Here is an 18,006-nt window from a genome sequence, read left to right on the forward strand (position 1 = left end):
TTACTCGGCTGCCTGCGGATAACCGATCGTCGCCATCGGCTTGAATTCATGCTTGTCCTTGCCGGAGACACGCTCAGACCAGGGATCGACCTGGGCGAATTTCTGGGAGAAGACAAAGCGGTCGTAATAGGCTTTACGCTTTTCGGCATCACCCATGATCTGGCGGCGGATTTCCTCCAGGCCGATGCGCTTGGCCCATTTGTAGATGCGTTCGAGGTAGCGGGCCTGCTCGCGATACATCTGCGTCAGGGCCACGATATGCTCCAGCGCCTCGTCTTCGGTCTTTACAAGCCCGAGAACCTCGGTGCCCTTGATGTCGAGACCGGCCGCACCGGCGAAATGGATCTCGAAACCGGAATCGACGCAGATTACGCCGATATCCTTGCAGGTTGCTTCCGCGCAGTTGCGCGGGCAGCCGGAGACAGCCATCTTCAGCTTGGCCGGTGTCCAGGAACCCCACATGAATTTCTCGATGCGAATGCCGAGACCGGTGGAATCCTGGGTGCCGAAACGGCACCAGTCCGAACCGACGCAGGTCTTCACGGTACGCAGGCCCTTGGCATAGGCCTGGCCGGAGACGAAGCCGGCCTTCCCGAGATCGGCCCAGACGGCTGGAAGGTCTTCCTTCTCCACTCCAAGCAGGTCGATGCGCTGGCCGCCTGTGACCTTCACCATCGGGATGGCAAACTTGTCGACGACATCGGCGATGGCGCGAAGCTCGTTCGACGAGGTGACGCCGCCCCACATGCGCGGAACAACGGAGTAGGTACCGTCCTTTTGAATGTTGGCGTGGACGCGCTCGTTGATGAAGCGTGACTGGTAGTCGTCGGCATATTCGTCCGGCCAATCGCAGACGAGGTAATAGTTGAGTGCGGGGCGACATTTGGCGCAGCCGCAGGAGGTCTTCCATTCGAGCTCCTGCATGACGGCCGGGATGCTCTTCAGCCCTTTCGCCTTGATCAGCCGGCGAACATCGTCATGGCCGAGTTCCGTGCAGGTGCACATCGGCTGAACCGCAGCCGGGTTGTAACTGTCGCCGAGCGTCAGCGCCATCAGTTGCTCGACGAGACCGGTGCACGAGCCGCACGAGGCCGATGCCTTCGTATGGGCGCGCACGTCGTCAAGCGACGTCAGTCCCTTGCTCGTGATCGTCGAAGTGATCTTGCCCTTGCATACGCCGTTGCAGCCACAGATTTCCGCGTCATCCGGCAAGGCTGCAACGGCCGCCATAGGGTCCAGCGGTGACCCTCCCTGATAGGCCTGTCCGAAGATCAGCGTCTCGCGCATCTCCGAAATATCGGTCGCCTTCTTCTTCAGGTCGTTGAACCAGGCGCCGTCGGCGGTTTCGCCGTAAAGCACGGTGCCGATGATCTTGTTGTCCTTGAGGACCAGGCGCTTGTAGATGCCGGCGCTGGCATCGCGCAGCACGATCTCTTCGCGATCGTCGCCATCGGCAAAGTCGCCGAGCGAATAAAGCTCGATGCCGGTGACCTTGAGCTTGGTCGGCGTGTCGGCGTGAACGAAGGCGGGCGAGCGATCGCCGGAAAGATGCGCCGCGGCGACACGGGCCATTTCATAAAGCGGGGCGACGAGGCCATAGACCATGCCGCCCACCTCGGCGCATTCGCCGAGCGCAAGGATATCCCCGTCTGAGGTCTGCATACCGGCATCGACGACGATGCCGCGGTTGACTGCAAGGCCGGCGCCTTTCGCCAGGCCGACATTCGGCCGGATGCCGACGGCCATGACGACGAGTGTCGCCGGAATAATGCGGCCGTCATCGAGCTCGATGCCCTCGACCCTGCCGTTGCCGATGATCGCCTTGGTATTGGCCTTGCAGATGACCTTGATGCCGCGTTCCTCGACGGCCTTTTGCAGAAGATAGCCGGCGGCGGGATCGAGCTGACGCTCCATCAGCGTCGGCATGACGTGCAGGACGGTCACGTCCATGCCGCGCTGGGCAAGACCGGCCGCTGCTTCTAGACCGAGCAGTCCGCCGCCGATGACGACGGCCTTTTCGCGCGACTGGGCGGCAAGCAGCATGGCCTGCACGTCGTCGAGGTCGCGATAGGTGATGACACCGGGCAGATCCTTGCCGGGAACCGGGATGATGAACGGCACCGAACCGGTTGCGATCACCAGCTTGTCGTAGCTTTCGGTAACGCCGTGGTCTGACGTGACAGTCTTGGCGGCGCGATCGATGTTGACGATCCTGTGGCCCTTGTAGAGCGTGATGCCGTGCTTGATATACCAGCCGTCACCATGAATGATGATCTGCTCGTAGTCCTTTTCGCCGGAGAGAACCGGCGACAGCATGATGCGGTCGTAATTGACGCGCGGCTCGGCATTGAAGATCGTCACTTCATAGCGTCCGGGCGCCTGTTCGAAGAGGTGCTCCAGCATGCGCCCGGGCGCCATGCCATTGCCGATGATAACAAGTTTTTCAGTCATATTTCAGGTCCTTGGATCAGGTTGCAGCCACGGGCGCAGAGTGCCCCTGGCGCGACAATTGCTTGACGGACAGGTGCATCCAGATGAGCGAGATCGCGATGATCGCGAAAAGCAGCAGGAAGCAGCTGGACCAAAGGCCGGTCATATCCTTGAGGAGGCCAAAGGCGATCGGCAGAATGAAGCCGCCGAGCCCGCCCATCATGCCGACGATGCCGCCGACGGCGCCGACGCTGTCGGGATAATAGGCCGGAATGTGCTTGTAGACGGCGGCCTTGCCGAGGCTCATGAAGAAGCCGAGCACGAAGATGACGACGATGAAGATGACCGGCGTGATCGCTGTGGCCGGCAGCGAAAGGATGAGGGTGGCCACAGCCGACACGGCAAACATCGCGTACATGACGCTGCGCGCGCCTTTCTTGTCCGACAGGACGCCGCCGAAGGCGCGGAAGATGCTGCCCGGGATGGAGTAGGCGGCAGCGATCATGCCGGCCGTTTCCAGGTTGAAGCCGTAGACGCCGACGAGATAGCGCGGCAGCCACAAGGACAGGGCGACGAAGCCGCCGAAGGCGAAGAAATAATAGAGCGAGAAGCGCCAGACCTGAACGTTCTGCAGCGGCGCGAATTCCTGGGCCAGGCTCTTGGAGGCGACGCCGCGCTCGCGCCGAAGGCGGAAGGCCGGATCATCTGTCGTGGTGAACCAGAAGACGATGGCCATCAGCGCCAGGCCGACGGCCCAGATCTCGGCAACCGCCTGCCAGCCCCATGCGATGAGCACGAAGGGGGCTGCGAACTTGGTGACAGCCGCGCCGACATTGCCGGCGCCGAAGATACCGAGCGCCGTTCCCTGTTTCTCCGCCGGGAAGAAAGGCGAGACATAGGCGACGCCGACTGCGAAGGAGCCGCCGGCAAGGCCGACACCGAGGCCGGCGATCAACATCTGCGTATAGGTGTGGGCGTAGGAGAGAAGGAAGGTCGCCAATGCGGCGGCGAGCATCGTCAGAGTGTAGACGAGACGGCCGCCGTACCGTCCCGTCCAGATGCCGAGAACGATGCGCACGATCGAGCCGGTCAGAACGGGGGTGCCGATCAGTAACCCGAACTCAGCCTCGTTCAGGTTGAGCTCTTGCTTGATGCGAATGCCGATGATGGCGAAGATCGTCCAGACGGCAAAACAGAGGGTGAAGGCCACAGTGGAGATCCACAGTGCTTTGGCTGGTTCGCCGGCTGACATGGGCTGCACTTTCTCAATGGCAGACATAGCTTCTCCGTGGCCCGACAAGGTCGTTCCGATCCATTGCTGGGGGTTAAAACAAAAAGCCGCTGGTCAGGACGCGCTTGCACGAGGCGCGCGAATATCCTGATCAGCGGCTTTGCTGGTGGCGCCCGCCGTTGGACGCCCAATCATTGGCCTTCCGGCCTATCTATCTCGATGCAATCCCATCGCGGGTTGCTGAACATTTGATCCACTGCGACTATGGCCGCAACGTAATTCCTGTCTCTTTATGAGCACCTGCATGTGCCCATTCCGCGCCGATCGCCCTTGATCCGCGCAACATTAGCAATGCAAGCACCGTGCCAATTCTCTCGCATTTACCCAACCGGTTGAAATACAAGGATCTTCGAGGGATATGCGTTCTGCCTGTTTTTCATGCTGCGAGCCGAGTGTGCAAATCTTTTGGGCTTCGCGGGTAGTGCAGGTGCCGTTCCTGCTGGCGTTTTGTGCAAACCGGCGAGATCAGATTTCGTCGTTGCCGCGGCTGAAGGGAAGGGCGCTCTTGACGGCGAAGCTCGCGACATAAGCCGGCAGTTCCGAGGGATCGAAGACCTGGCCATCCATGAAGCGGTCGCCTTCTTCGCTGCCCTCGACGCGGATGTCGGCGTCAACGGGGGCGTTATCGTCGCCGAGAGCAGCACGGTAGAGATCCGGTCGGTAGGCGCAGGTCGCGGCCCGCGCCTTGTTGAGGCTGGTCTCTGTCTGCCCCCAACGGATCATCTGGCTGTATATCCACAGCGCGTGGCTCGGCCTCGGATAGTTGGCGAAGCCGGAATGGAACTGGAAATAATCCGGAATGACGCGCCGGTTGCCGTTGGCATCGAGACTGAATTCGCCGGCGAGCACACGGCGGATGATATCGACCGGGGCGGCGATGTAACGGGGGTCGGCAAGCGCGGCCGCCAGCGCGTCGTGATTCTCCGACCGGTCGCACCAGCGGGCGGCTGCATCGAGCGCCACGATCAACCTGGAAACAGTTTCCGGATGGCTTTCCGCCCAGTCCGGCCGCATGCCGATCACCTTTTCCGGAGCCGAAGGCCAGATATCCTGTTTGGCGGCGACGATACGCCCGAGGCCCCGCTCCGAGGCAACCATGTTCCACGGGGCGCCGACGCAGAATCCGTCGATCGCGCCGGCTGCCAGGGCATCCGACGTCATGGGTGGCGGCACGACGACAAGCTTGACGTCCTTGTCGGGATCGATGCCGCCGGCTGCCAGCCAGTATCGGAATTCATAATTGTGGGAGGAGAAGGGATAAGTAACTCCGAAGGTCGGCATCGGCTCTCCGCGCGCCGTAATTGCCGCCAATACCTTTGCCAGCGCACGGGCATTGTCGAGCGCGCTTGCTGTTTCCGCCAATCCGGCGTCATCCCGCATGCGGGCGAAGAGCCGCGCCGACAACGTGATTGCGTTGCCCCCGCGGCCCAGTGAGAACGGCGTGATCGTCGGCGAGGGGTTGGAGCCGAGGCCGAGCATGGAGGCTACGGGCATCGGCGACAGCATATGGGCGATATCGAACTGACGAAATGCGAGGCGATCGCGCATGTTTGCCCAGGAGACGTCCTTGACGAGGTCGAGCGTCAGGCCCTCCCTCTGGGCAAAACCGAATTCGGCTGCGGCAATCAACACCGATGCATCGACAAGCGGAATGAATCCCGCTCGCAACACCTTCGGTCCTTCGTTTTTCCCACGCAGGGGCGAGGGCAGCCCGCCGCCGCTGAATTTGGCGGTATTTGTCATCATGTCCACTCCGGTTTCCTCCGGATATTCGCCAGTTCCGCCATCACATCAGAAGTCCCGCGGCGGTCACGACGCTCTGGGCGATTTCCGACATCTTCTTTTTTTCGTTCATCGCCGTCTGGCGCAGCAGGGCGAAGGCCTCCTCTTCGGATAGGCCTCGCATCTTCATGAGTATTCCTTTGGCGCGTTCGATGAGCTTGCGTTCCTCAAGCGCCGAGCGGGCATCTGCAAGTTCCCGCTGCAGTCTGCTGAAGGCGTTGAAGCGGCTGACGGCCATGTCGAGGATCGGTTTGACGCGTTCCTTCTTCAGTCCGTCGACGATATAGGCCGAGACGCCGGCGTCGACGGCAGCCTCGATCGAGGCCGTATCTGAGCGATCGACGAACATGGCGATCGGGCGGCTGACCGTGCGCGTCAGCTGGAACAGATGTTCCATCATGTCGCGGTTGGGATTCTCGATATCGATGATAATCACGTCGGGCATCAGCGTTTCGATCGTTCGCGCGATGCCGTTGACCTCATGCACCACGGTGACGCGCGCATGTCCTGCCTCGCGCAGTCCTTCCTCGATGATGGAGGCGCGTATGGCATTTTCGTCGATCACCAGAATTGTCAGATCGCGATGCGTCATTCGTATACTTATGACGCGCTGCAACAATATTGCAAGTGTTCGCCTGAAAAATGTGCGATAACGTATGTGCGTAAAAATTAATCAGATTGCCGTACTTTCGCGCGGAATCAAGGCATAGCCCAAGTCGATCTGCTCCCCTTTAAAGACGGCGGAGGACGTTAGGGCGGCGAGCACCTTTTCAGCGGCCAGTTTTCCGGTTTCGAAACGCCGGGTCACGACCGAAGAGAGGGAGGGAGCGGCGCAGGCGGCGAATTCAAGATCGTGAAATCCCATGATCGCTATGTCATCCGGCACGCGTATGCCGCGTTTGCGGCACTCCTGCATGGCGCCGAGGGCCAGATTGTCATCCGTGCAGAAGATCGCCTCCGGAATTTCGCCATGGTCACACGTGATGGCGAAGAGATCGGAGCCGAGCGCGACCGAGCTGTGGCGCGGCTTCTCGGCGATGATCTGGAGGCTCGGCAGATCTGCCTGTTGCATCGCCAGTCGGTAGCCGTCGAAACGGGACTGGGCGCGGGGGTCGAGATTGCCGGTCAGGAAGGCAATCCGGCGGAAGCCACGTTCGATCAGATGCCGGGCGGCGGTTTGTCCGGCCTGCTCTTGGGACATGCCGATGTTGAGATCAATGGGATCCGCTGAAAGCTCGAAGGTCTCGACCACGGGGAGATGTGCTTGAGCAAGAAGCTGCCGCGATAGAAGCGTGTGATGCGTGCCGGTGATGATAATCGCCTCCACCCTCTGTCCGAGAAGAGCCTTGATGGCGTTTTCCTCCTCGATCTCGGAATAGCGGCTGTTGACGACGATGAGCTGGAAACCTGCGGCGACGAGAACGTCGTGAAGCGCGAACAGATATTCTGCGAAGATCACGTTGTATAGGGTCGGAACAATCACGCCGATCGCATGCGTGCGCGAGGAGGCAAGGCGGCTTGCCGCTATATTCGGAATGTAGCCGAGTTCCTTGACGGCGGCATCGACGCGCAGCCGCAGGGCAGGCGAGACCGCATTGGGCTTGCGCAGTGCTCTTGAAACCGTGATCGGGCTGACCCCGGCGAGATTGGCAACGTCATCAAGGGTTATTCGCCGCATCATGTTCTGCCGCTCGTTTTGAGAGATCGGTTGCATATTTTTCAACAGTAAGAATCTGCCAAAACTATAGTTGACAGCGCTAGCAAATGCGATTTGACAGCGCTGTCAACTATGTTAATTTGAAATTGTGCCGGAAAATAGGGATGGAATCTTTCCGGGCCAAATATGCAAATCAAAAGCATTAGAAGAGGCGGCTAAGTCCGCCTGAGGAGGAGAACATTCATGCATAAGGTGGAGAAAGCTAAATTCGCCCGTATCGCGGCGTTTTCGGTGTCGGCATTTGCCTTGCTGTGTGGCGCGGCCAGCGCGGAACCGAAGGTGGTGTCCGGCCCGGCCGCCGACCCCGGCTGCATGGTGCCGTGGGCAGCGGACACACAGTTCTTGCAATATCCGAAGAAGGAAGGTCCCTATCGTATCGCACTGGCCAATGGCTACATCGCCAATACTTGGCGTATTCAGATGGTCCAGACGGCTAAGGCCTATGCCGCTCAACCCGATGTCGCCGCCAAGCTCAAAGAATTTAAGGTTGTTTCGACGGGCGAGGACGTGCCGGCCCAGATTTCAGCCATCAACAACTTCATTGATGCCGGTTACGACGCCATTGTGGTCAACGCGCAGAATCCCACCGCCTTCGGCCCGGTGATTAAGCGCGCCAAGCAGGCCGGTGTTATACTCGTCGCCTTCGACAATATCCTCGACACCAAGGACGCGATCAACGTCAACGTCGATCAGAAGGGGCTAGGCGTCCTCTGGGCCGACTGGCTGATCAAACATCTTCCGAACGGCGGCAAGGTCCTTGAGGTGCGCGGCGTCGCCGGCACCTCGGTCGATACGGATCGTCACAATGGTATTCATGAAACCCTGGACGCCTCCGGCAAGAAATTCACAGTCACTGAAGTGGTCGGAAAGTGGGACGACGGCGTTGCTCAGAAAGCGACTGCCGATGCGATCGCCACCAACGGTCCGTTCGACGGTATTACCGCCCAGGGCGGCGATACCGGCGTCGTGCAGGCGATGATCGATGCAAAACATCCCTTTGTGCCATTCGGCGGTGAGACGGAAAACGGCTTTCGCAAATTTTGCGCCGCCCATGCCGCCGATGGTTTGAAATGTTCGTCCGCCGGAACGGGACCGGCCCAGGTTGCGGTTGCCATCAAGACCGCGATCGCAGCGCTTGAGGGGCAGGTCGTGCCGCAGGCCATCAAGCTCCCGACTGCGCTGGTTTCTGACCCGGATTTCAAAGAGGGTCAGGACTATTATCCAACCCAATCCGACAACTTCTTCGTCGGCAACTCTTTCCCGACCTGCGGCATTAATTTCACGGCCCAGGAAATCATGGGACAGTCGAAAGAGAACCAATAGCAGCCTTCCGCGGATTTGATTGCGGGTGTTCGCACCCGCAATCTTGGCCGTGACAGAGCAAACGGAGGCTGGACGCATGACTTTGTCCGAACCGATTTTCCGCATGGAAGGCATATCGAAGCGTTATGGCGGAGCCGTCGCGCTTAAGGATGCCGACATCGCCATTCGGCCAGGGGCGATTCATGCCGTCCTTGGCGAGAACGGCGCCGGCAAGTCCACACTGATCAAGATCATGGCGGGCGTCGTGGCGCCGGACGAAGGGCGCATGCTGCTTGATGGGAAGGAGATTACCTTTGCCTCACCTGCAGCGGCCAATGCAGCCGGCATCGTCTGCGTCTTCCAGGAACTGTCGCTCATTCCCGATCTCTCGGTCGCCGACAACATCGCCATCAGCCACCCGCCGCAGAGGTTCGGCATGATAGACCGGCGCGCCCAGCGGCGGATCGCTGAGGAAGCGCTCGCCCGCGCCGGCGCGTCCGACATCCATCCCTCGGTTTTGGTCAAAGACCTGCCGTTGTCTCGACGACAGATGGTAGAGATTGCCAAGGCCCTTGCCCGCAAGCCGCGACTGATGATCCTGGATGAGGCAACATCGGCGCTGACGCAAGCGGATGTCGAGAAAGTGTTTGCCGTGCTCAAGCGCCTCCGCGCCGAAGGGATGGCGCTAATCTACATCTCTCACCGCATGCACGAAATCGCCCAACTGGCCGATGACTGCACTGTCTTCCGCAACGGCCGTAGCATCGAATCCTACCCGGCGGGCACCAAGAGGGACCAGCAGGTAGTCGAACTGATGATCGGTCGTGAATACACCAACGTCTTTCCGCCGAAGCCCGCGCATCGACCGGAGAAAAAACCGATCCTTTCCTGCCGCGATCTTTCCTGGGGCGATCGGCTCTCCGGCATCACTTTCGACATCCGGCCGGGCGAGATCATCGGCCTCGGCGGACTGGACGGGCAGGGGCAGCGTGATTTGCTGCTGGCCTTCTTCGGCGTGCTGCGTGACTTGAAAGGGGAGATCGCGATCGACGGCGTCCCGGTCAGACTGAAGAGTCCCCGTCATGCCAAGTCTGACGGCATATCCATGGCGTTGATCCCCGAGGACAGGAAGACCGAAGGGTTGATGCTGCCGATGACCGTGCGCGAGAACCTCTCGATTGCAGCTCTCGACCGGGTTTCGCGGAATGGCGTCATCGATCGACCAGCCGAGCGTCGCGAAATCGACGACCTGTTCAAGCTTTTGGCAATCAAGGCTGCGACGATCGACATGCCCGTTGCAGGCCTCTCCGGCGGTAACCAGCAGAAGGTGGTCATTGCCAAATGGCTGATGAACCGGCCGCGCATCATCCTTCTCAACGATCCGACGCGCGGCATAGACGTCGGCACCAAGCAGGAAATCTATCTGCTGCTGCGCAAGCTTGCGGATGCCGGAGCGGCGATCATCTTCTACTCCACCGACTATGACGAACTGATCGGCTGCTGCGACCGGGTACTCGTCATGTATGATGGAAGCATTGTCCGCGAGCTCGAAGGCGCCGATATCAACGAGCATGAGCTGATCGGCGCCGCGCTCAATATCGGCGGCGACCATGCACAACAGAGGGCAGCGCCATGACCAGACTGGCTTTCGGAGAACGACGGTTTTGGTATGCGCAACAGAAGGGGACGTTGTTTGCAGCACTGCTCTTCGTCGCCATGTTCGCCCTCTACGTTTCGAACCACCCGGCGGGTTTTACCACCAACGTTGTGCAGACGGCATCGAACAAGGCGACGCTGCTTGCCTTTGTTGCGATGGCCCAGTGCCTGGTTGTCATCACCGCCGGCATTGACCTTTCGGCCGGCATGGTATTGGTCCTCTGCAATTGCCTTGCCTCTTGGCTGGTCGTCGGAACGCCGCTGGAGACGGCGGCGGGCGTCGTCGTGGTGCTGCTTGCCGGCCTCGGTTGCGGCATGCTGAACGGGCTCATCATTATCTTCGGCCGGCTGCAGCCGATCGTCACGACGATTGCGACTAGCGCGATTTTCTACGGCTTAGCGCTATTGCTGCGGCCGACTCCGGGAGGCTCAGTCAACGAGGATCTAGCTGATGCGTTTACCTCAAAGCTTTTCGGGGTCGTTCCGGCAAGCCTCGCCGTCCTTCTCGCAGTTATCATCGTTATCTGGATACCGTTCAGCCGCTCGACCATAGGCAGGGCAGCCTATGCCGTCGGTTCGGCCGAGAATGCCGCCTTCATGTCGGCGATGCCGGTCAAGCGGGCAAAACTTGCCGCCTATGCCTTGGCCGGACTTCTTTCGGCGATCGGCGGGCTCTATCTCACCTTCTTCTCCTATACCGGCGAAGCGGCTCTGGCGAGTGGCAATGCCTACACACTCTATTCGATTGCGGCGGTGGTGCTCGGCGGCGTTTCCCTCGCGGGCGGCAAGGGAAGTGCTGTCGGCGCCGTTTTCGGAGCTTTGGCATTTCGAACGATCGGTGACCTGCTGTTCGTCTTCGATTTCGATCCGCTTTGGCAGCCGCTATTCCAGGGTGTCGTGTTGATGCTGGCGATCAGCATCGGCTGCATCGGCCTTTCCAGGGTTCGCAATCGGCTGGAGTGGTTTCAATGAGCGAGGAAACAACCTTGCGGCAGCTTCGAGTGCCGGCACGGCTGCGTGGCGTCGATCCGGCGGTGGCAACCGCTTTCGGATGCATCATTCTGCTTCTGCTCGCCGGATCGATCTACTCGCGAAATTTCTTGTCGCCCGAGTATCTCCTGCAGCAGCTGAAGGTCGCCTCCTTCCTCGGGGTCATCGCCACCGGCATGATGGCGGTAATCTTGCTCGGCCAGATCGACCTTTCTGTGCCATGGGTGATAACGACAGGCGCAATGATGGCCTGCGCCGCGACGTCATATGGAGCGACCGGTTCGGTTCTGGCGATCCCCTTCGGCATTTTCTGCGGTTGCGCGATCGGTCTCGTCAATGGCTTGGCCGTCGGCTATCTTCGCATTCCCTCGATGATCATCACATTGGCCAGCAATGCTGTCGCGCAAGGGCTGATGGTCGTTTACACCGGCGGCTTTTCCCCGCAGGATTCCGCCTCGCCGGCCATGCGATTCCTTGCGGCCGGATACACGGTTCCTGGGCTGCCGAACGGTGTTCTGGTCTGGTTCTTGATCGGTCTGCTTGCGGTCTTCATGCTGACGCGCACAACCTTCGGTCGATCGCTTTACGCTATCGGAAACCGCGAGCGCGCTGCTTATATGTCCGGGATCGACACACGCCGTATCACACTTCTCGCCTTCGTCATGTCAGGCGGCCTCAGTGCGCTCGGCGGGGTTCTGTTGGCAGGTTATGCATCGAAGGCGTCGCAATCCATGGGCGACGCTTATCTGTTGCCCTCGATTGCAGCCGTCGTCCTCGGGGGTACTCACGTGCTCGGCGGCAAAGGGTCGTACCTCGGGACGGTTGCCGGCGTTATCTTGATCACGCTGCTGCAATCAATTCTTTCCGTGATGCAAATCGAGGAAGCGGGCCGCCAACTCATTTACGGCGCCGTCATCATCAGCATGCTTCTGCTTTACGGCCGCCAGCGGCCGGCCTGACGGGCATAGTCGTGCCGAACTGCAGAGAGCACCGCATCCGGCGCAGGTATGGCGGTCGGTTCTCCACCGACGGAAAAGCAATCGGGTTTTTCATGGTGCGACCTGCGGGAAAAATAATGCCGGCGCAAGCTGTAAATCGAAAGAGCGTGCCTTCGGTTCTCGTGGTATATAGCTTAAGGAGATGCGAGGAAGACCTTGGGATGGAAGGTTTTCTGCCCGCAGTTGCTGGGATCTGAACATTTGCAATCCACGACATCTCCAGCAGGCAGCGTTCATGACCGCGATCCGAGATAATAATACCCCAACACTGGCTTTGGAGGGCCGACCATGAGCTTACGTATCAACGATATTGCCCCCGATTTTACCGCCGACACCACACAGGGACCGATCAGCTTCCATGATTGGATCGGCAACGGCTGGGCCGTGCTGTTCTCGCACCCGAAGAATTTCACGCCTGTCTGCACGACGGAGCTCGGCGCCATGGCCGGCCTCGCCGACGAATTCGCCAAACGCGGCGTCAAGATCATCGGCATTTCCGTCGACCCGGTCGAAAGCCATGCCAAGTGGAAGGGCGACATCAAGACCGCAACCGGCTTTGATGTCGATTACCCCTTGATCGGCGACAAGGACCTGAAGGTCGCCAAACTCTATGACATGCTGCCGGCCGGTGCCGGCGACAGCTCCGAAGGCCGCACGCCTGCCGACAATGCGACGGTGCGCTCGGTCTTCATCATCGGCCCGGACAAGAAGATCAAGCTGATCCTGACCTATCCGATGACGACGGGCCGCAATTTCAATGAGATCCTGCGCGCCATCGACTCCATCCAGCTGACCGCCAAGCACCAGGTGGCGACGCCGGCAAACTGGAACCAGGGCGAAGATGTCATCATCACCGCCGCCGTTTCCAATGACGATGCGATCGCGCGCTTCGGCTCCTTCGATACGGTCCTGCCCTATCTCAGGAAGACGAAGCAGCCGTCCGTCTGAACACGGCTTTCAAGTCTGTTCCCGAAGCCGCCGCGGCCATTGCCCGGCGGCTTTTTTCATGCCCGCATTGCGAAATGTGAAGCTTCGCGCCGTGATCGATGTTATCTAGCATGAGCGTCGCGATGGAAGTTAACCTGCTGAGATCCGATGATAGGGCGAAAGCGTCAGTCCGGCATTTTGAGGAGTTCGGCGAAGGCCCTGCTTTCGCTTTATTTTCTGTTTTCCGGCGTCGATACGCCGAAAGCTCAGCCGGAAGAGAGTGCTGCCGAGCCAGCCTGTCTCTATTCGGGACCCTCGGCCTCTGGATCGGGCGAGCGGCTCTGCATCCGCAAGGACAGTTTCAATCGTGACCTCTGCATCGCGATCGAGCATTTCGCCGAGGCCAATCGGTTGCCGCCGGCTTATTTCGCCCGTCTCATCTGGCGGGAAAGCACCTTTCGCCCCGACGCAGTCAGCATCAAGGGCGCGCAGGGCATTGCGCAGTTCATGCCTGGAACGGCGAAACTTCGCGGCCTCGACGACAGCTATCAGGCGCTGGAAGCCTTGAGGAAATCGGCGCAATATCTCGACGAATTGCGAAATCGTTTTGGCAATCTCGGCCTTGCCGCGGCCGCCTACAACGCCGGCGAAAAAGGTCTTGCGACTTACCTTACATCAGGCAGGTTACCCTACGAGACGCGCGGCTACGTGATGGCGATCACCGCGCACACGATCGAGGAGTGGAAGGACAATCCGCCTGAGAATGCGGCCGCCCCGCTCGACAAGGACAGGCCCTTCCTTGACGGCTGCGTGGCGCTGGCCGAAAGACGGATATTGAAGGACACGCCTTGGCGTCAGGAGGGCATTTGGGCTCCCTGGGGCGTCCAGCTGGCGGCGAATGCCGATGCCGCCGTGGCGCGGCGCATGTTTCGCGACGCCGTGCTGGATCTGCCTGCGCCATTGAACGCGGAGCAGCCCCTGATCCTGCGTCAGCGCGATCGCAGCTTCGGTTTTCGACCGCGTTATGCCGCCCGCATCGCCCGGCAGACACGAATGGAGGCCAACGACGTCTGCAATCAGATCCGCAAGCACGGCGGCACCTGCCTCGTTTTCAGGAACCAATAGAAGGCCTGCTCCATTCGCGACGAAAAGTCTGCTTGCACGATCGCTGGACGGCGCAGCATAGTCGCAGCGGATCATGCCATCGGGAGGGAAGACAATGCGCGTTTTGGTCATTGGGGCAACGGGCCATGTCGGAACCTATCTCATTCCTCGTCTGGTGGAGGCGGGCCACGACGTCGTCACCATCAGCCGCGGCGCGGCAAGGCCTTATACGGCAAACCGCGCTTGGGCCTCCGTCGATCAGCGACAGATGGACCGGGTAGAGATGGAGCGGACCGGCGAATTCGGTCCGGCCGTCCGGGCCTTGAACGCCGATATCGTCATCGATATGATCTGCTTCACGCTGGAAAGCGCCGAGCAGTTGGTGACGGCGCTGTCAGGGCATGTCGGCCATTTCCTACATACTGGCACGATCTGGACGCATGGATATCCGGTGGCCGTGCCGACACGGGAGGAAGCGCCGAAGTCCCCGTTCGGTGACTATGGCATCCAAAAGGCGGCGATCGAAACCTATCTGCTGCAGCAGGCAAGACTTCGGGGTTTTCCGGCGACCATCATCCATCCCGGCCACATTGTCGGCCCCGGATGGGCGCCGCTCAATCCGGCCGGCAATTTCAATCTGCAGGTCTTTTCGACCCTTGCCCGCGGAGAGGCTCTGGCGCTACCCAATTTCGGTCTGGAGACCGTTCATCATGTCCATGCCGACGACGTGGCGGCAATGTTCATGGACGCGATCGCCAATCGGAATGCATCGATAGGCGAAAGTTTCCATGCGGTATCGGAGCAGGCCGTGACGCTTCGCGGCTACGCCGAATTCATGTCGCGGTGGTTTGGGCAGGACCCGAAGCTCACCTTCGCACCATTCGACGCCTGGGCGGAAGGCCAGACGGCCGAGGACGCGGAGGCGACATGGGAGCACATCGCCCGCAGTCCGAACTGCTCGATTGCCAAAGCCCGGCGCCTGTTGGGCTACACCCCGAGGTATACGTCTCTGCAGGCGGTGCAGGAATCGGTCGGCTGGCTGGTCGGGCAGGGACGGATCAAGACCTGATCGCCGGTTAGTCGTCTCTAACGGATGAGGATCGCCCTGAAATCGTTGACGTTGGTTCCGGTCGGACCGGTCTCGAAGAGATCGCCGATAGCCTTGAACGCCGAGTAGCTGTCATTGCCGTCGAGCAGTCGGCGCGGATCGAGCCCGGCGGCGCGCAGACGCTTCACCGTGCCGTCATCGGCAAAGGCGCCGGCATTGTCTTCCGAGCCGTCGATCCCGTCCGTGTCGGCAGCCAGCACAGCAATGCCGTCTTGCCCATCGATTGCAAGCGCCATGGCAAGGGTGAATTCGCCATTGCGCCCGCCCTTGCCGCCTTTGGCTTTCAGCGTCACCGTCGTCTCGCCGCCGGACAGGAGGACGACCGGCTTCGAGAATGGCCTGTTCCGCCCGAGGATCTCGCGGGCGATGGCCGCATGCACCAGCGCCACGTCACGCGATTCGCCTTCGATGGCATCCGAAAGGATTGCCGGCGTGATCCCTTGTGATTCCGCCTCGGCAGCGGCGGCCGCCAGCGAAACGCCGGCAGAGGCGATGATGTGATGCTCGTGCCGCAGGAATACCGGATCGTCCGGCCGCGGTGCATCTGCCTTTGGCGAGTTCAAATGGTCGAGCGCGGCCTGCGGCAGCTGCAATCCATACTGCCTGATGATCTCCAGCGCTTCGTGCCGTGTTGAACCGTCGGGCACCGTCGGCCCGGAGGCGACGTGGGACGGGTTATCGCCGGGAATATCCGAAACGATCAGGCTGACGACTCTCGCTTTCGTCGCTGCCGCCAGTCTTCCGCCCTTGATGGTGGAGAGATGCTTGCGCACCACATTCATCGCCGAGATCGGCGCGCCCGACGCAAGCAGCATTTCGTTGAGCGCAATTTCGTCTTCGAGCGTCAATCCTTCCGGCGGGGCGGGCAGCAGTGCCGAGCCGCCGCCGCAGATCAGCGCGATCACGAGATCGTCTTCCGTCAGCCGGTTCACCGTTTCCATCAACCGTCTGGCGGCAGCGAACCCAGCAGCGTCGGGCACCGGATGGGCTGCCTCGATGATCTCGATGAAGCGTGTTTCGCAGCCATAGCCGTATCGCGTGACCACCAACCCCTCGATCGGTCCGGCCCATGCGCTTTCGAGCGCCCGCGCCATCTGCGCCGCGCCCTTGCCGGCGCCAATCACGACGGTTCTTCCTTTCGGTTTCCCCGGCAGGTGCGATTTGATGCCGGTCAGCGGATCGGCCGCGCGAACTGCCGCGTCGAACAGGCTTTTCAGGAAATCGCGGGGGGCGGTTATCGTCATCGTTGGTCTCTGCTGCCTCAAGGTGTCGATTGTGACCGAGACTGTCGGCGTATCGGCGTGGCGGCGTCAAGGCCGAAGATGCGGTGATCTGACGGCAGTGACGCAGAGTCTCGGCATTGGAAGAGGCGAACGAATAGAAAGCATTAACCATCCTCCCGTAGACAACATATAGGATCAAAGGAAACCTGTATTCGATGGCCACTGAAACGACCTGCCGCCCTGCCGCCACCTCTCACGAAGGCAAGGTTATTGCCTTTCCCTCCGCAACCGGAACTGCCAATATCGAACGCTGCGCCCGGGAACTCGGCCGCCGGCATGGCGCGGACGCAGTCGAATTCTGGAAGGCCGAGTGCCGCAGGCTTGCCGATCAGCTTCTAGCCGCGGGAATGCCGGAGAGCCTTGTCGGTCAGCGGGTGATGGAGTTTCAACAAGATGTCCAGATCGAACTGGTCCTCAGCCACCAGAAGCAGGCCGTTGCCAAATCACAGAAACGCTGATTCATCGGGTTTGATCCGATGCGTCTGACCAGCAATCTCATGCATTGAGCATGCCGTCCGGATCGACCTCGACGGCATGAGGAACTTCCGCCCGGATGTGGAGTTGATGTTGTCGATTGACAGCATTGATGCTGCGGGAGCCTTCTCGAATGTCGAACAAATCCAACTTCTTCTCTTCCTTCGCAACCGCCGTCGCCGAGCTGTCGGGAAGGCCGTTCACCTTTATCGCAGCTCTGATGCTCGTCCTCGTCTGGGCAGTGTCCGGGCCATATTTCGATTATTCCGAAACGTGGCAGCTCGTGATCAACACGACGACCACCATCATCACCTTTCTGATGGTGTTTGTGTTGCAGAACAGCCAGAACCGTGACGGAAAGGCTTTGCAGGCCAAGCTTGACGAGCTCATTCTGACGAGTCAGGCCGCCAATAAATTTGTCGGCATCGAAAAGCTCGACGAGGGCGAGCTCAGGGAAATGAGCAAGACGCTTGCAGAAAAGGCCGAAAGCGTCGAGGAGAAGGCGGATGAGAAATCGGACGAGAAATCCGGCGCAGAGGCAACGTCCGGTTAGAGGCGCCCATCTCCTCACACTCGCTTCGCCGAAATCTGGTCTTGATGTTGCTGCCGCATCTCTTCAATGGCGTCGGCATCTTTCTTCTCGGCTGCAATCCAATGGTTTCCTGCCTCGCTTGATCGGATTAGTTCGTCGAGCTTGGCATGGAGTGCCTTCATGTCCCGATTTTGGGAGTGCTGCAGCAGCAGCAAAATAAGGAATGTGACGAGCGTGCCTACCATGTTGGTCAGCAGAAACCACTGCCGGGGAAAGGAAAATCTTAAACCGACTGCCGTCCATAGAGTTATGAACCCAATCAGCGCGACAGGAACCACACGGTGCCCTGCCCATGAAACGGCGAGGTCGGAAATCAGTCGAAAGCGCCAGCGCATATGGCTCTCCACAGTCC

17 protein-coding genes are annotated in these 18,006 nt (G+C 60.2%); 9 read left to right on the forward strand and 8 right to left on the reverse strand.

The genetic code is table 11. From position 1 onward, the window contains the following. The 5 genes from nirB to FHT70_RS10735 all read right to left on the reverse strand — a co-directional run bounded on the left by nirB (window position 1) and on the right by FHT70_RS10735 (window position 7,181). Complete coding sequence (gene nirB, locus FHT70_RS10715) at window positions 1-2,451, reverse strand: nitrite reductase large subunit NirB (RefSeq protein WP_183700874.1); 2,451 nt, start codon at window positions 2,449-2,451, stop codon at window positions 1-3. 16 nt (window positions 2,452-2,467) lie between these two features. Next, window positions 2,468-3,709, reverse strand: a complete 1,242-nt coding sequence (locus tag FHT70_RS10720) for a nitrate/nitrite transporter (RefSeq protein ID WP_183700876.1) — start codon at window positions 3,707-3,709, stop codon at window positions 2,468-2,470. A 477-nt stretch (window positions 3,710-4,186) separates the two neighbouring features. Continuing rightward, window positions 4,187-5,473, reverse strand: a complete 1,287-nt coding sequence (locus FHT70_RS10725; protein WP_183700878.1) for a CmpA/NrtA family ABC transporter substrate-binding protein — start codon at window positions 5,471-5,473, stop codon at window positions 4,187-4,189. A 34-nt stretch (window positions 5,474-5,507) separates the two neighbouring features. Further along, on the reverse strand, window positions 5,508-6,095 hold the full coding sequence (locus FHT70_RS10730; protein WP_085777901.1) for an ANTAR domain-containing response regulator: 588 nt from the start codon (window positions 6,093-6,095) through the stop codon (window positions 5,508-5,510). Between the two features lie 81 nt (window positions 6,096-6,176). Further along, on the reverse strand, window positions 6,177-7,181 hold the full coding sequence (locus FHT70_RS10735) for a LacI family DNA-binding transcriptional regulator (RefSeq protein WP_183701057.1): 1,005 nt from the start codon (window positions 7,179-7,181) through the stop codon (window positions 6,177-6,179). A gap of 222 nt (window positions 7,182-7,403) precedes the next feature. On the opposite strand from FHT70_RS10735, the gene FHT70_RS10740 reads away from it, so the two are divergent. The 7 genes from FHT70_RS10740 (at window position 7,404) to FHT70_RS10770 (ending at window position 15,266) form a co-directional block, all read left to right on the forward strand. Beyond that, complete coding sequence (locus tag FHT70_RS10740) at window positions 7,404-8,543, forward strand: sugar ABC transporter substrate-binding protein (RefSeq protein ID WP_085777902.1); 1,140 nt, start codon at window positions 7,404-7,406, stop codon at window positions 8,541-8,543. 76 nt (window positions 8,544-8,619) lie between these two features. Next, on the forward strand, window positions 8,620-10,158 hold the full coding sequence (locus FHT70_RS10745; protein WP_097598679.1) for a sugar ABC transporter ATP-binding protein: 1,539 nt from the start codon (window positions 8,620-8,622) through the stop codon (window positions 10,156-10,158). Further along, the gene (locus FHT70_RS10750) at window positions 10,155-11,150 is read left to right on the forward strand and encodes an ABC transporter permease (protein ID WP_097598678.1); all 996 of its coding nucleotides are present in this window, start codon (window positions 10,155-10,157) and stop codon (window positions 11,148-11,150) included. The genes FHT70_RS10745 and FHT70_RS10750 overlap by 4 nt, the downstream gene beginning before the upstream one ends. Then, complete coding sequence (locus FHT70_RS10755) at window positions 11,147-12,127, forward strand: ABC transporter permease (protein ID WP_097598677.1); 981 nt, start codon at window positions 11,147-11,149, stop codon at window positions 12,125-12,127. The genes FHT70_RS10750 and FHT70_RS10755 overlap by 4 nt, the downstream gene beginning before the upstream one ends. Before the next feature lie 327 nt (window positions 12,128-12,454). Then, a complete protein-coding gene (locus tag FHT70_RS10760) occupies window positions 12,455-13,114 on the forward strand; it encodes a peroxiredoxin (RefSeq protein ID WP_085777906.1) in 660 nt (219 codons plus the stop codon). Window positions 13,115-13,261: 147 nt separating this feature from the next. Further along, window positions 13,262-14,218: a lytic transglycosylase domain-containing protein gene (locus tag FHT70_RS10765; RefSeq protein WP_183700880.1), complete on the forward strand. Its 957-nt coding sequence runs from the start codon at window positions 13,262-13,264 to the stop codon at window positions 14,216-14,218. Between the two features lie 94 nt (window positions 14,219-14,312). Further along, on the forward strand, window positions 14,313-15,266 hold the full coding sequence (locus tag FHT70_RS10770) for an NAD-dependent epimerase/dehydratase family protein (protein ID WP_183700882.1): 954 nt from the start codon (window positions 14,313-14,315) through the stop codon (window positions 15,264-15,266). A 17-nt stretch (window positions 15,267-15,283) separates the two neighbouring features. On the opposite strand, the gene FHT70_RS10775 is transcribed toward FHT70_RS10770, so the two are convergent. Beyond that, complete coding sequence (locus tag FHT70_RS10775; protein ID WP_183700884.1) at window positions 15,284-16,549, reverse strand: glycerate kinase; 1,266 nt, start codon at window positions 16,547-16,549, stop codon at window positions 15,284-15,286. A gap of 194 nt (window positions 16,550-16,743) precedes the next feature. Here FHT70_RS10775 and FHT70_RS10780 point away from each other — a divergent pair, with 194 nt between their 5' ends. Beyond that, window positions 16,744-17,046 carry a DUF6074 family protein gene (locus FHT70_RS10780; RefSeq protein WP_183700885.1) on the forward strand — a complete coding sequence of 101 codons (303 nt, stop codon included), beginning with the start codon at window positions 16,744-16,746 and terminating at the stop codon, window positions 17,044-17,046. A gap of 37 nt (window positions 17,047-17,083) precedes the next feature. Here the strand turns inward: FHT70_RS10780 and FHT70_RS30575 are convergent, their stop codons facing one another. After that, complete coding sequence (locus FHT70_RS30575; RefSeq protein WP_259668362.1) at window positions 17,084-17,212, reverse strand: hypothetical protein; 129 nt, start codon at window positions 17,210-17,212, stop codon at window positions 17,084-17,086. Here FHT70_RS30575 and FHT70_RS10785 point away from each other — a divergent pair. Beyond that, on the forward strand, window positions 17,196-17,615 hold the full coding sequence (locus FHT70_RS10785) for a low affinity iron permease family protein (RefSeq protein ID WP_085777911.1): 420 nt from the start codon (window positions 17,196-17,198) through the stop codon (window positions 17,613-17,615). The genes FHT70_RS30575 and FHT70_RS10785 overlap by 17 nt on opposite strands. Before the next feature lie 14 nt (window positions 17,616-17,629). Here FHT70_RS10785 and FHT70_RS10790 read toward each other — a convergent pair whose 3' ends face one another. Continuing rightward, complete coding sequence (locus FHT70_RS10790) at window positions 17,630-17,989, reverse strand: low affinity iron permease family protein (RefSeq protein ID WP_085777912.1); 360 nt, start codon at window positions 17,987-17,989, stop codon at window positions 17,630-17,632. Window positions 17,990-18,006: the final 17 nt, after the last annotated feature.

It is taken from the genome of Rhizobium sp. BK049 (assembly GCF_014193135.1).
Lineage (GTDB): Bacteria > Pseudomonadota > Alphaproteobacteria > Rhizobiales > Rhizobiaceae > Rhizobium.

What these genes read in the sequence shown, in the direction of transcription:
- nirB (WP_183700874.1), bottom strand. Translation starts at nt 2,451, where the DNA reads ATGACTGAAAAACTTGTTATCATCGGCAATGGCATGGCGCCCGGGCGC.
- FHT70_RS10720 (WP_183700876.1), bottom strand. Translation starts at nt 3,709, where the DNA reads ATGTCTGCCATTGAGAAAGTGCAGCCCATGTCAGCCGGCGAACCAGCC.
- FHT70_RS10730 (WP_085777901.1), bottom strand. Translation starts at nt 6,095, where the DNA reads ATGACGCATCGCGATCTGACAATTCTGGTGATCGACGAAAATGCCATA.
- FHT70_RS10735 (WP_183701057.1), bottom strand. Translation starts at nt 7,181, where the DNA reads ATGCGGCGAATAACCCTTGATGACGTTGCCAATCTCGCCGGGGTCAGC.
- FHT70_RS10740 (WP_085777902.1), top strand. Translation starts at nt 7,404, where the DNA reads ATGCATAAGGTGGAGAAAGCTAAATTCGCCCGTATCGCGGCGTTTTCG.
- FHT70_RS10745 (WP_097598679.1), top strand. Translation starts at nt 8,620, where the DNA reads ATGACTTTGTCCGAACCGATTTTCCGCATGGAAGGCATATCGAAGCGT.
- FHT70_RS10750 (WP_097598678.1), top strand. Translation starts at nt 10,155, where the DNA reads ATGACCAGACTGGCTTTCGGAGAACGACGGTTTTGGTATGCGCAACAG.
- FHT70_RS10755 (WP_097598677.1), top strand. Translation starts at nt 11,147, where the DNA reads ATGAGCGAGGAAACAACCTTGCGGCAGCTTCGAGTGCCGGCACGGCTG.
- FHT70_RS10760 (WP_085777906.1), top strand. Translation starts at nt 12,455, where the DNA reads ATGAGCTTACGTATCAACGATATTGCCCCCGATTTTACCGCCGACACC.
- FHT70_RS10765 (WP_183700880.1), top strand. Translation starts at nt 13,262, where the DNA reads ATGATAGGGCGAAAGCGTCAGTCCGGCATTTTGAGGAGTTCGGCGAAG.
- FHT70_RS10770 (WP_183700882.1), top strand. Translation starts at nt 14,313, where the DNA reads ATGCGCGTTTTGGTCATTGGGGCAACGGGCCATGTCGGAACCTATCTC.
- FHT70_RS10775 (WP_183700884.1), bottom strand. Translation starts at nt 16,549, where the DNA reads ATGACGATAACCGCCCCCCGCGATTTCCTGAAAAGCCTGTTCGACGCG.
- FHT70_RS10780 (WP_183700885.1), top strand. Translation starts at nt 16,744, where the DNA reads ATGGCCACTGAAACGACCTGCCGCCCTGCCGCCACCTCTCACGAAGGC.
- FHT70_RS10785 (WP_085777911.1), top strand. Translation starts at nt 17,196, where the DNA reads ATGTCGAACAAATCCAACTTCTTCTCTTCCTTCGCAACCGCCGTCGCC.
- FHT70_RS10790 (WP_085777912.1), bottom strand. Translation starts at nt 17,989, where the DNA reads ATGCGCTGGCGCTTTCGACTGATTTCCGACCTCGCCGTTTCATGGGCA.